Below are 12659 nucleotides of genomic sequence, written 5' to 3'. Positions count from 1 at the left end.
CGCAATAATCCTTATTTCTGTACAACGATATTTTCTTGTGATGGATCGACGTGCTGCATCTGCAGCTTCTCGGTCGCGATCCGCTCAACCCGACTGTGATCGCCGAGAGCATTTTCTTCGAGGATCAGGTTGCGCCATTCAATATCCAGCGCGTCGCGTTCCAGAACCAGTTGTTCGCGCTGCGCCGTTAAGAGGCGAGTATGGTGCGCCGTTGTCACCACCGTAATCGCCGTAATAATGATGCAAATGAACAGGCAGAGTGGCAGCTTCCCGAACCGCAGAAGGTCGTCTCCGATCACGCCAGGCAAAGCATGGCGCTCGTTGCTTCCTATCGACCCTTTAACCTTGCTTAGGGCTTCTGTCACTCTGCCGATCATGCGTTCGTCCTCTCTGCAATACGCAGAACTGAACTACGGGCACGAGGATTTTCAGCTACCTCTTTTTCACCCGGCATCAACTTGCCTAATGCTCTTAGCTCACGGCCGCCCAGTTTTTTAAGCTGCTCTTCGGTCATCGGTAACCCAGCCGGAACCTGCGGACCGCGGCTTTGCTCGCGCATAAAACGCTTCACAATACGGTCTTCCAGCGAGTGGAAACTAATAATTGAGAGCCGCCCGCCCGGGGCAAGCACGCTGAGCGAGCTTTTTAGCGCCTGCTCTATCTCCTCCAGTTCACTGTTTACCCAAATGCGCACCGCCTGGAAGGTACGGGTCGCGGGATGTTTGAATTTGTCTTTCACCGGCGTTGCCGCCGCAACGACCTCCGCCAGCTCTTTGGTGCGCGTCATCGGTTCGATGCGGTTACGTTCGACGATGGCGCGGGCAATACGTTTACCAAAACGCTCTTCACCAAAAGTTTTGATGACCCAGGCGATATCGGCTTCGTCGGCGGTTTGTAGCCATTCAGCGGCAGATTGGCCGCGCGTCGGATCCATACGCATATCCAGCGGGCCATCACGCATAAAAGAAAAGCCGCGTTCAGCGTCATCCAGCTGCGGCGAGGAGACGCCAAGATCGAGCAAAATACCGTCGATCTTGCCGGTCAGGTTGCGCTCGCCTACATAGTCGGCCAGCTGAGAAAATGGACCATGAACGATGGAAAAGCGGGGATCATCGATAGTTTTCGCGACGGCGATAGCCTGTGGGTCACGATCGATCGCCAGCAGGCGTCCCTCCGCACCCAGTTGGGAGAGGATCAGACGTGAGTGACCGCCGCGGCCGAAGGTACCATCAATGTAGATACCGTCAGGACGAATATTCAGGCCGTTAACGGCTTCATCCAGAAGTACCGTAGTGTGTTTATAATTTTCCATCATTTTACAAAGACAAATCCTGCAGGCGCTCCGACAGTTCCCCGGAAGCGGACTGCTCAGCGTCGATATCTTCCTTGACCCGTTGATACCAGGTCGTTTCATCCCACAGCTCAAACTTATTGAACTGCCCGACCAGCATCACTTCTTTTGTCAGCCCGGCATGTTGCCGCAGCACCGGGGCTATTAATAGCCTCCCGGCGCTATCCATCTGACATTCGCTGGCATGTCCCAAAAGCAAACGCTGTACGCGCCGCTCGGTGGGGTTCATGCTCGATAAACGCGATAATTTTTGCTCGATGATTTCCCACTCAGGCAAAGGGTAAAGCAGCAGGCATGGGTGATGGATGTCAATGGTGCACACCAATTGACCGGAAGCGTCCTCGATCAGCCCGTCGCGGTAGCGAGTCGGCACGGCCAAACGGCCTTTACTGTCAAGATTGACTAACGTTGCCCCACGGAACATGCCAGCCTCACCCCTTTTCGCCACTTTACCCCACAAATTCCCACAAGAAGGAGTTTACGGAGCGGAGGAAAAGCTTGTCAAGCCAGCACGAATCCCAACAGAGCTCAAAAACCCATTATTTACAGCCGATATTCGCCCTGAGGAAAAATCAACCAACAAACGAGGCAAATTAACGTTATGAATATCGGTAAGAAAACAACCAACAAACTTGTAACAGTTAAAAGCAGCAAAATATCTTCTGAGGGAAAATATAAAGTGTCAGTTTGCGACGCGAGCGGCATTTTAGGCCATTCTGATGACCGTTAACAGCACCAGTTTTCATTGGGGAGGCTCTCTTACTGCGGGGTACAGCGCTTTTGGCGAGCATAAGCGTGAGGAAATGAGTGTTAATTCAGCAACTCATCCGCCGAATGTAACAAAATAATACAAATAAATACGCTAATCCTTTTATCGGTTAATTAAACCGCTAAATAAATGGCGCTAAGAATAGAATTAAAAGAGATGTCAGGAAGATTAAGGATTTGTCTGAAAGATCCTTAACCCTGCAATTTTTACGTCATTTATCCAGATTATCGCCAGACGCGTCTCCGTCTGGCGAATTTTCTACGAATAATCCTGGTATTGCGCTCAGCGACGGTTCAGGCTGCCGCGACGATAAAGGTTGCGCCGTATGCGGCTTAAACCCGGTTTGGGCTTCCGCGGTTCATCAAGGCTGGCAAGCACGATCTCCAGCACGCGTTCCGCGACATCGCGGTGGCGCTGAGCCACGGCCAAAACGGGGCACTGGAGGAAATCCAGCAGCTCGTTATCGCCAAAAGTGGCAATGGCCAGTTCAGAAGGCAGCTTCCCTTCCCGGCGCAGCGTGACGTCCATCACCCCCTGCAGTAACGGAAATGAAGTTGTAAACAGCGCCTGAGGCATCGGATGAGTTTCCAGCCACTTTTCGAAAAGCTGGGCCGCGGCTTCTCGCTCATAGCTATTTGCATAGAGGAAATGTACCTCTCGGGGATCGTCCTTCCACGCCGTACGGAATCCCTGCTCGCGCAGGAAGCTCACGGAAAGCTCCGGCAAAGCGCCGAGATACAGCACCGTTTCAGCGGGAAACTTACGCAGCTCCGCACCAAGCATTTCGGCATCATCCTGATCGGCGCCAACTACGCTGGTGAAGTGTTCTCGATCGAGAGCGCGGTCGAGGGCGACAATCGGGAAAGGATCGTTAGCCCAGCGCTGATAGAACGGATGTTCAGGCGGTAATGAGGTGGAAACGATAATCGCGTCGACCTGTCGCTGCAGCAGATGCTCAATACAGCGCATTTCGTTATCCGGCTGATCCTCGGAGCAAGCGATCAATAGCTGATAGCCGCGCTGGCGCGCCTGACGCTCCAGGTAATTAGCGATGCGCGTATAGCTGGTGTTTTCCAGGTCCGGGATAACCAAACCGATAGAACGCGTACGTCCTGCACGCAAGCCTGCAGCAACCGCGTTGGGGTGATAGTTGTGCTCACGAACGACCGCCATCACCTTCTCAACAGTTTTATCGCTAACGCGATACTGCTTCGCTTTACCATTAATCACATAGCTAGCGGTCGTTCGCGAGACGCCGGCCAGCCGGGCGATTTCATCCAGTTTCACAATTGCCCCTTGGGTAATAAGTACAGAACATAACCATTCTTCAGGTACGAGCTCGTTTTTATAACATCTAAGCGCAGAAAAGTAAGCGCAGCAACCGCTTTAGTCCACAGTTCCCACCGAATTCGCAAAAAAATAGCCCGTCACGCTGTGTCGGGCTATTTTTACGTCAGTTTCAGGGTTCAACGCATGATTTTGTCACCGCGAGATAAACCAACCACGCCCGAGCGGGCGACTTCAACAATTCGCGCCACGTCGCGCAGAGAAGCCAAAAACGCATCCAGCTTGTCGCTGGTTCCCGCCAGTTGAACAGTATAGATAGATGGCGTGACATCGATAATTTGCCCGCGGAAGATTTCCGTATTGCGCTTCACCTCATCGCGTCCATAGCCGCTCGCCTGCACTTTCACCAGCATAATTTCACGCTCTACGTGCGCGCCTTGCCCAAGCTCGTTAACGCGCAGAACGTCGACCAGCTTATGCAGCTGCTTTTCGATCTGCTCAATGGCTTTCTCATCACCAACGGTTTGAATCGTCATGCGGGATAGCGTCGGATCGTCCGTCGGCGCTACCGTCAGACTTTCAATATTATAACCACGCTGGGAAAAGAGGCCGATCACGCGGGATAAAGCACCCGATTCATTCTCCAGTAATACTGATAATATCCGGCGCATAATCAGGTCCTCTCCGTTTTGCTCAGCCACATCTCGTCCATACCGCCGCCGCGGATCTGCATAGGGTATACATGCTCACTGCCATCAACCGTCACATCGACAAAAACCAGTCGATTGTTGCGCACCTGCGCCAGCGCCTCAGCGAGTTTCGCTTCCAGTTCCTGCGGGTCGCTAATACGAATGCCCACATGGCCATAGGCTTCCGCTACGCGGGCAAAATCAGGCAGTGACTCCATATAGGATTGCGAATGGCGGCCCGAATAGAGCATATCCTGCCACTGCTTCACCATCCCGAGGTAGCGGTTATTCAGGTTCAGCACGAGCACCGGCAGCTCGTACTGCAGCGCGGTGGAGAGCTCCTGGATATTCATCTGGATACTGCCATCGCCGGTGACGCAAATGACCGTCTCTTCCGGCAGCGCCATCTTCACGCCAAGCGCAGCAGGAAGGCCGAACCCCATGGTTCCCAGACCACCCGAGTTGATCCAGCGCCGCGGTTTATCGAAAGGATAATAGAGAGCGGCGAACATCTGATGCTGACCGACGTCGGACGTTACGTACGCATCGCCGTTAGTCAGCCGCCAGATCGTTTCAATAACCGCCTGCGGTTTAATCTTGCCGCTTTGCGTGTCGTATTGCAGGCAGTGACGCGCGCGCCACTGTTCAATTTGCTGCCACCAGTCGCGAATTTCATCGAGTGGCTGCTGTGTCTCCTCGTGTTCGAGCAGCTCCAGCATCTGTTCCAGCACCAGGCGAGCGTCACCCACAATAGGCACGTCGGCAGGAACGGTTTTGGATATCGAAGTCGGATCGATATCAATATGCAGCACCGTAGCGTTCGGACAGTAGCGGGCCAGGTTATTCGTCGTACGATCGTCAAAGCGCACGCCAACGGCGAAAATCACGTCGGAATTGTGCATGGTCATATTGGCTTCATAGGTCCCATGCATGCCCAGCATCCCTAATGCCTGCTGGTGCGACGCAGGGAAAGCGCCCAGCCCCATCAGCGATGAAGCTACCGGTAACTTCAGTTTCTCAACCAGCGCGTATAGCTGCGGTTCACATTGCGCATTGATCGCCCCGCCCCCTACATAAACGACCGGTTTTTTTGCCGCTATCAGCGTCTGCAGCGCTCGCTTAATCTGCCCTTTATGACCGGACGTCGTCGGATTATAAGAACGCATGCTAACCGTATCCGGCCAGCTGTAGGGCAGTTTTTTAGCCGGGTTGAGAATATCTTTCGGTAAATCCACGACGACCGGACCAGGGCGCCCGCTGGCGGCCAGCCAAAACGCTTTTTTCAGTACGCCGGGAATATCTTCGGTTTGCTTAACCAGAAAGCTGTGCTTTACCACCGGTCGGGAGATGCCAACCATGTCGCACTCCTGGAAAGCATCGTAACCGATTAAGGAGGTCGCGACCTGGCCGGAAAGAATCACCAGCGGGATGGAATCCATATAAGCCGTCGCAATGCCGGTGATGGCGTTGGTCGCCCCCGGGCCCGAGGTCACCAGTACCACTCCGACTTCGCCCGTTGCGCGAGCAAGACCATCCGCCATATGAACGGCCGCTTGCTCATGACGGACCAGAACGTGATCGATTCCGCCAAGGGTGTGTAACGCATCATAGATATCGAGGACCGCGCCCCCGGGATAACCGAACACCTGCTTGACGCCCTGATCGACCAGCGACTGGACGACCATTTCGGCTCCTGACAACATCTCCATGGTTTGCCTCCCGGCTTATTGTTTTTAACGACAGCGGAATCCGATTTCCGCGCGCTCGCACAAGACGAAGCGCAATAGCTTCGCATTGAGATGAATAGACTGCATGCCGTTACCATAACTGCTCGCTTACGGGCAGGCAATTGGCGAGCGTCGGCGCTTGACCGGCATTAAAAGAATAAAAGAAAGATTCGCAGGTAAAACACGGTGAAAAACTTCGGCGATAAGAAAATATGATAGTCAATGCTCGGGGAAAATAACCAACAGCAGCAAATCATCCATTTTTTATCTGACCGCGTTGGTTACCGAACAATGCAAACAGAATAAAATTCTGCATTTAGTGATTTTTGTCACACAAAGCAGGAGCCGAAGCCCCCGTTTGTATTGCGACAGTTTAGCGCTGGCAGATACTCACCAGCAATTCTTCCATCCACTGATGGCCTTTATCGCGGCCTGCCGCTTCATGCCAGGAGAGATAGCAGGTACGGCTATTGACCTTCAACGGTAGAGGTAATATTTGCAAATCCAGCTTATCGGCGAACTCGCTGGCCAGCCAGCGCGGCGCGATAGCGACCATATTGGTTTGGGAAACAACGTTTAATACGCTAACCATTGCGTTGCCTTGATAGGCAATACGAGACTGTTTATCCGCAGTGTCATACCATGGCTGACTAAATGATGCGTAACGATCAAGAGCAACAACGGCGTGCTCCTCCTGATAAATATCATTTTCCATCAGCGGACCGGAAATACGCGGATGCTTGCGACTTGCCACCAGTACCATTTCATCTTTAAATAAAGGTACGCAGGCAAACTCAGGACGACGAAACTCTTCATAACCAATAACGAATTCAATTTCCTGATAGCGTAATTGATGTTCCGTGTTTTGATTCAATGCCGATTTAAAGACCAAATGAATGTTGGGCGCAATCTCGCCAACTTTGTTGAAAATAACCGAAGTTAAAGCGTTATCCAGCGGGCTGCACACGCATAAATTAAAGACCCGCTCGCTGCTGAGCGGCTCAAAGCCCGAGCCCGGTAATTCGTTTTGCACCAGCTGCAGAGCCTGCCGTACGGAACCAAATAGCTGGAAAGCCCGCGCCGTAGGCTGGATGCCGCGCCCATAACGAACAAACAGCTCATCATTAAACATCACTTTCAGGCGCGAGACCGCATTGCTGACCGCCGGCTGGGACATTCCCAAAGAGTGCGCCGCACGGGTGATATTTTGCTCCTGCATTACCGCATCAAATACGGTTAGCAGATTGAGGTCGACCATCCGCAGCTGGGGTTTTGTGTTTTCTACCTCAGAGGTCGACTTATATTCAGTACCTTCATTTAACATATTTAACTCCACTGTCACGCTAAATTCCCTTTGCCAAAGTGCAGTAATTAATTCTCAGAATATCATTTATCATGCATATGACATTTACAAAAGGGCAAAGATGAATTTTAGGAATATATCAAGGTTATGAGTGGCGACGAAAAGTCTGCATTTGAAAGTACCCGCGACCACTTAAACCATATTGTTTACTTGATAAAATCAAGTGTACCCATAAATATCAAAAATAAACAATAACAGCAGTGGTTAACTTTAACTTAAGCATTATTAAAATATCAGCTTAAGCCATCCTTAAACTTCACATTTTATTATCATTGATAATGAACCATCATATTCACAAACACATTCACAAAACAAATAAGTTTATAATTTTCATCAGGATATCATCCTGCGCGACAGCGATATCCATGAAGATTCGATTGAAAATAAAAATTATCAAATGGTGAAAATAACTCAACATGAAGTGATGTCCAAAAAAGGATAATCGGCCAAAAAGCGCGATCGTCAGCACAATTAGCTAATGCGCCTGTTAGGTAAAAAGACGTTTTCTACGTCCGGGGGTTGACATCAAAACCCATATCCAGTAACTCTAAAAGCATAACGATTTCATCTGGAGCATGACGCAATGATTCGCAGCATTCGCTTTCTCAGCCTACTACTACTAAACGCATCCATTTTGCGCGGTAGGCTGTTGGGCGACGTTCATCGTTAAGTCATCTTCCAGCAAGACTATAAAACCCGCGCCAATGCGCGGGTTTTTTTATGCTCGCTAGCAAGGCGCCAGGACACAGACCAAGGATCTAAACCATGAGCCAGCAAGTCATTATTTTCGATACGACCTTACGCGACGGTGAACAAGCGTTACAAGCCAGCCTGAGTGTGAAAGAGAAACTGCAGATTGCTATGGCCCTGGAGCGGATGGGCGTTGACGTGATGGAAGTCGGTTTTCCGGTTTCATCCCCGGGCGATTTTGAATCCGTGCAAACCATCGCACGCACCATCAAAAACAGCCGCGTTTGCGCGCTGGCCCGCTGCGTTGAAAAAGATATCGACGTTGCGGCGGAATCGCTGAAGGTCGCGGAAGCCTTCCGTATTCATACCTTTATCGCCACCTCACCGATGCACATCGCGACCAAGCTGCGCAGTAATCTGGATGAAGTGATTGAACGCGCCATCTATATGGTTAAGCGCGCCCGCAACTACACTGACGACGTTGAGTTTTCCTGTGAAGATGCTGGCCGTACGCCGATTGCGGATCTGGCCCGCGTCGTCGAAGCCGCGATAAATGCCGGCGCAACGACCATCAATATCCCTGATACCGTTGGCTACACCATGCCGTTCGAATTCGCCAATATCATAACCGGCCTGTACGAACACGTTCCCAATATCGATAAAGCCATTATCTCCGTCCATACCCATGACGATTTGGGTATCGCGGTGGGTAACGCCCTCGCCGCGGTCCATGCCGGCGCTCGCCAGGTTGAAGGCGCAATGAACGGCATCGGCGAGCGCGCGGGTAACTGCTCGCTGGAAGAAGTGATTATGGCGATTAAAGTGCGCAAAGACATTATGAATGTGCACACCCGCATTAATCACCAGGAAATCTGGCGTACCAGCCAGACCGTCAGCCAGATCTGTAATATGCCGATTCCTGCCAACAAAGCGATCGTCGGTACCGGGGCCTTCGCCCACTCTTCCGGTATTCACCAGGATGGCGTGCTGAAGAATCGCGAAAACTACGAAATCATGACGCCAGAATCTATCGGTCTGAACCAGGTACAGCTGAACCTGACTTCCCGCTCCGGCCGCGCGGCGGTGAAACACCGTATGGAAGAGATGGGCTATAAGGACAGCGACTACAACATGGATCACCTGTATGAAGCGTTCCTGAAGCTGGCGGATAAAAAGGGTCAGGTATTTGACTATGACCTGGAAGCGTTAGCCTTTATTAACAAACAGCAGGAAGAACCGGAGCATTTCCGTCTGGATTACTTCAGCGTGCAGTCCGGTTCCAGCGACATCGCAACCGCCTCCGTGAAGCTGGTCTGCGGCGAAGAAACCAAAGCTGAGGCCGCCAACGGCAACGGACCGGTTGACGCCATCTACCAGGCGATTAACCGCATCACCGGCTATGAGGTTGAGCTGGTCAAATATGACCTGAACGCCAAGGGTCAGGGCAAGGATGCGCTGGGCCAGGTGGACATCGTGGCAAACTACAACGGCCGCCGCTTCCACGGCGTTGGCCTGGCGACGGACATCGTGGAATCCTCCGCGAAAGCGATGGTTCACGTCCTGAACAATATCTGGCGCGCCGCTGAAGTCGAAAAAGAATTGCAACGCAAAGCTCAGAATAAAGAGAACAATAAGGAAACCGTGTAATGTCGAAGAATTACCATATTGCTGTTTTACCAGGTGATGGTATTGGCCCGGAAGTCATGAACCAGGCAATGAAAGTACTGGAAGCCGTTCGCAACCGTTTTGATATGCGCATTACCACCAGCCAGCATGACGTTGGCGGTATCGCCATCGATCGTCAGGGCACTCCGCTGCCTCAGTCTACCGTTGAAGGCTGCGAGCAGGCTGACGCAATTCTGTTCGGCTCCGTTGGCGGACCGAAATGGGAGCATCTGCCGCCCGCTGAGCAGCCGGAGCGCGGTGCGCTGCTGCCCCTGCGGAAACACTTTAAATTGTTCAGCAACCTGCGTCCGGCTAAGCTGTATCAGGGGCTGGAAGAGTTTTGCCCGCTGCGCGCCGATATCGCCGCCAACGGCTTCGACATTTTATGCGTGCGTGAACTGACCGGCGGCATTTACTTTGGCCAGCCGAAGGGTCGCGAAGGTAGCGGTCAGCATGAAAAAGCATTTGATACCGAGGTATACCACCGCTTCGAGATTGAGCGTATCGCGCACATTGCCTTCGAATCCGCCCGTAAACGTCGTCACAAAGTGACTTCTATTGATAAGGCTAACGTCCTGCAGTCCTCTATTTTATGGCGTGAAATCGTTAGTGAAATCAGTAAGCAGTATCCTGACGTTGAGCTGTCGCATATGTACATCGACAACGCCACCATGCAGCTGATTAAAGATCCGTCTCAGTTCGACGTTCTGCTGTGTTCCAACCTTTTCGGCGACATCCTTTCTGACGAATGCGCCATGATTACCGGTTCGATGGGCATGCTGCCGTCAGCCAGCCTCAACGAGCAAGGCTTTGGTTTATATGAACCAGCAGGTGGCTCCGCGCCGGATATCGCCGGCAAAAACATCGCTAACCCTATCGCGCAGATCCTCTCGCTGGCGCTGCTGCTGCGCTACAGCCTGGATGCCGACAACGCGGCCACTGCGATTGAGAACGCGATCAACCGCGCATTAGAAGAAGGCGTACGTACCGGCGATTTAGCGCGCGGTGCGGCGGCGGTAAGTACCGATGAAATGGGCGATATCATTGCCCGCTATGTCGCTGAAGGGGTGTAATCATGGCGAAGACGTTATACGAAAAATTGTTTGATGCTCACGTCGTTTATGAAGCGCAAAACGAAACCCCGCTGCTGTACATTGACCGTCATCTGGTTCACGAGGTGACCTCGCCGCAGGCGTTTGACGGCCTGCGCGCCCATAAACGTCCGGTACGCCAGCCGGGTAAAACCTTCGCCACGATGGATCACAACGTATCGACGCAAACTAAAGACATTAATGCGTCCGGCGAAATGGCGCGTATCCAGATGCAGGAGTTGATTAAAAACTGCAAAGAGTTCGGCGTTGAACTGTATGACCTGAATCACCCTTACCAGGGCATCGTGCACGTGATGGGGCCGGAACAGGGTGTGACCCTGCCGGGCATGACCATCGTCTGCGGCGACTCCCATACGGCAACCCATGGCGCATTCGGCGCGCTGGCATTCGGTATCGGCACCTCCGAAGTCGAGCACGTTCTGGCAACGCAGACGCTGAAGCAGGGCCGCGCCAAAACCATGAAGATTGAGGTCAAGGGTAAAGCAGCCCCGGGCATCACCGCCAAAGATATCGTTCTGGCGATTATCGGTAAAACCGGCAGCGCCGGCGGCACCGGTCATGTTGTCGAATTTTGCGGCGAAGCCATCCGTGATTTAAGCATGGAAGGCCGTATGACTCTGTGCAATATGGCGATCGAAATGGGCGCGAAAGCGGGCCTGGTGGCGCCTGACCAAACCACCTTCGATTACGTGAAAGGCCGTCTGCACGCGCCGAAGGGCCAGGATTTTGACGAAGCCGTCGCCTGGTGGAAGACCCTGACTACCGATGATGGCGCGACGTTTGACAGCGTTGTCACGCTGCAGGCGGAAGATATTGCTCCACAGGTCACCTGGGGCACCAACCCAGGGCAAGTGATATCCGTCACCGACATCATCCCGGATCCGGCATCGTTCAACGACCCGGTAGAGCGCGCAAGCGCGGAAAAAGCGCTGGCCTATATGGGGCTGAAATCTGGCGTACCGTTAACCGAAGTAGCGATTGATAAAGTCTTTATCGGTTCCTGCACCAACTCGCGCATCGAAGACTTACGCGCGGCCGCCGAGATCGCTAAAGGCCGTAAAGTGGCGCCGGGCGTTCAGGCGCTGGTCGTTCCTGGTTCCGGCCCGGTGAAAGCGCAGGCCGAAGCGGAAGGTCTGGATAAAATCTTTATTGAAGCCGGTTTTGAGTGGCGTTTACCCGGCTGCTCTATGTGCCTGGCGATGAACAACGACCGCCTGAATCCGGGCGAGCGCTGCGCTTCCACCAGCAACCGTAACTTTGAAGGCCGTCAGGGCCGCGGCGGGCGCACCCATCTGGTTAGCCCGGCCATGGCAGCCGCGGCGGCCGTTACCGGTCATTTCGCCGATATCCGTAGCTTGAAATAAGGAAACCCTCATGGCAGAGAAATTTATCAAACATACCGGCCTGGTGGTTCCGCTGGATGCCGCGAACGTCGATACTGATGCAATCATTCCAAAACAGTTTCTGCAGAAAGTCACGCGTACCGGTTTTGGCGCCCATCTGTTTAACGACTGGCGCTTCCTGGACGATAAAGGCGAACAGCCTAACCCGGAATTCGTGCTGAACTTTCCGGAGTATAAAGGCGCCTCTATCCTGCTGGCGCGAGAAAACTTCGGCTGCGGCTCCTCCCGCGAGCATGCGCCGTGGGCGCTGACCGATTACGGTTTTAAAGTCGTCATCGCGCCCAGCTTCGCCGATATCTTCTATGGCAACAGCTTTAACAATCAGCTGCTGCCGGTCACGCTGAGCGAAGAACAGGTTGATGAGCTCTTTAAGCTGGTCCAGTCTCAGCCCGGCATTAAGTTTGAAGTCGATCTGCAAGCCGAGGTCGTGAAAGCTGGCGATAAATCATGGAGCTTTAAAATTGACGCTTTCCGCCGCCACTGCATGCTTAACGGACTGGACAGCATCGGTCTGACCCTGCAGCACGAAGAGGCCATCTCGGCCTATGAGAAAAAACTGCCGGCTTTTATGAATTAAGGCGAACCGCCATTGCTATCTCAGCC

General features: G+C 52.8%; 11 protein-coding genes. 4 read left to right on the top strand and 7 right to left on the bottom strand.

Features of this window, described 5'->3' with window-relative positions:
• Positions 1-11: 11 nt before the first annotated feature.
• From ftsL to leuO, 7 genes are all read right to left on the bottom strand, one after another.
• Complete coding sequence (gene ftsL, locus ABLV12_RS05350; RefSeq protein ID WP_002888550.1) at positions 12-377, bottom strand: cell division protein FtsL; 366 nt, start codon at positions 375-377, stop codon at positions 12-14.
• Positions 374-1315, bottom strand: coding sequence for a 16S rRNA (cytosine(1402)-N(4))-methyltransferase RsmH (gene rsmH, locus ABLV12_RS05345; RefSeq protein WP_004108121.1), 942 nt, complete (start codon positions 1313-1315; stop codon positions 374-376). The genes ftsL and rsmH overlap by 4 nt, the downstream gene beginning before the upstream one ends.
• Position 1316: 1 nt before the next feature.
• Positions 1317-1775 carry a division/cell wall cluster transcriptional repressor MraZ gene (mraZ, locus tag ABLV12_RS05340; RefSeq protein WP_004108122.1) on the bottom strand — a complete coding sequence of 153 codons (459 nt, stop codon included), beginning with the start codon at positions 1773-1775 and terminating at the stop codon, positions 1317-1319.
• Between the two features lie 627 nt (positions 1776-2402).
• Positions 2403-3407, bottom strand: coding sequence for a catabolite repressor/activator (gene cra / locus ABLV12_RS05335; RefSeq protein ID WP_004098577.1), 1005 nt, complete (start codon positions 3405-3407; stop codon positions 2403-2405).
• Between the two features lie 179 nt (positions 3408-3586).
• A complete protein-coding gene (gene ilvN, locus ABLV12_RS05330; RefSeq protein WP_004098573.1) occupies positions 3587-4078 on the bottom strand; it encodes an acetolactate synthase small subunit in 492 nt (163 codons plus the stop codon).
• Positions 4079-4080: 2 nt separating this feature from the next.
• A complete protein-coding gene (ilvI, locus tag ABLV12_RS05325) occupies positions 4081-5805 on the bottom strand; it encodes an acetolactate synthase 3 large subunit (protein ID WP_004108124.1) in 1725 nt (574 codons plus the stop codon).
• A gap of 391 nt (positions 5806-6196) precedes the next feature.
• The gene (leuO, locus tag ABLV12_RS05320) at positions 6197-7165 is read right to left on the bottom strand and encodes a transcriptional regulator LeuO (protein WP_097365569.1); all 969 of its coding nucleotides are present in this window, start codon (positions 7163-7165) and stop codon (positions 6197-6199) included.
• A gap of 786 nt (positions 7166-7951) precedes the next feature.
• Here leuO and leuA point away from each other — a divergent pair.
• From leuA to leuD, 4 genes are read left to right on the top strand one after another with little or no spacing between them, the layout of a single operon-like run.
• Positions 7952-9523 carry a 2-isopropylmalate synthase gene (gene leuA / locus ABLV12_RS05315; RefSeq protein ID WP_004108142.1) on the top strand — a complete coding sequence of 524 codons (1572 nt, stop codon included), beginning with the start codon at positions 7952-7954 and terminating at the stop codon, positions 9521-9523.
• Entirely contained in the window at positions 9523-10614 is a 1092-nt protein-coding gene (gene leuB / locus ABLV12_RS05310) for a 3-isopropylmalate dehydrogenase (RefSeq protein ID WP_004108145.1), read from the top strand. Before leuA ends, leuB begins: the two co-directional genes overlap by 1 nt.
• A 2-nt stretch (positions 10615-10616) precedes the next feature.
• Positions 10617-12017 (top strand): 3-isopropylmalate dehydratase large subunit, encoded by a 1401-nt coding sequence (leuC, locus tag ABLV12_RS05305; RefSeq protein WP_004108147.1) that lies wholly within the window; start codon positions 10617-10619, stop codon positions 12015-12017.
• Between the two features lie 10 nt (positions 12018-12027).
• Entirely contained in the window at positions 12028-12633 is a 606-nt protein-coding gene (gene leuD, locus ABLV12_RS05300) for a 3-isopropylmalate dehydratase small subunit (RefSeq protein ID WP_049094813.1), read from the top strand.
• Positions 12634-12659 lie beyond the last annotated feature (26 nt).

The sequence above is a fragment of the Klebsiella sp. CN_Kp100 genome (assembly GCF_040065315.1).
GTDB classification, from domain to species: Bacteria; Pseudomonadota; Gammaproteobacteria; order Enterobacterales; family Enterobacteriaceae; genus Klebsiella; species Klebsiella oxytoca.
Note: the sequence above shows the minus strand (reverse complement) of the source record. Positions and strands in the feature narration are given on the sequence as shown.

Excerpts from the sequence above, each read along its gene's own strand:
- ftsL (WP_002888550.1), bottom strand. The coding sequence starts at position 377 with ATGATCGGCAGAGTGACAGAAGCCCTAAGCAAGGTTAAAGGGTCGATA.
- rsmH (WP_004108121.1), bottom strand. The coding sequence starts at position 1,315 with ATGATGGAAAATTATAAACACACTACGGTACTTCTGGATGAAGCCGTT.
- mraZ (WP_004108122.1), bottom strand. The coding sequence starts at position 1,775 with ATGTTCCGTGGGGCAACGTTAGTCAATCTTGACAGTAAAGGCCGTTTG.
- ilvN (WP_004098573.1), bottom strand. The coding sequence starts at position 4,078 with ATGCGCCGGATATTATCAGTATTACTGGAGAATGAATCGGGTGCTTTA.
- ilvI (WP_004108124.1), bottom strand. The coding sequence starts at position 5,805 with ATGGAGATGTTGTCAGGAGCCGAAATGGTCGTCCAGTCGCTGGTCGAT.
- leuA (WP_004108142.1), top strand. The coding sequence starts at position 7,952 with ATGAGCCAGCAAGTCATTATTTTCGATACGACCTTACGCGACGGTGAA.
- leuB (WP_004108145.1), top strand. The coding sequence starts at position 9,523 with ATGTCGAAGAATTACCATATTGCTGTTTTACCAGGTGATGGTATTGGC.
- leuC (WP_004108147.1), top strand. The coding sequence starts at position 10,617 with ATGGCGAAGACGTTATACGAAAAATTGTTTGATGCTCACGTCGTTTAT.
- leuD (WP_049094813.1), top strand. The coding sequence starts at position 12,028 with ATGGCAGAGAAATTTATCAAACATACCGGCCTGGTGGTTCCGCTGGAT.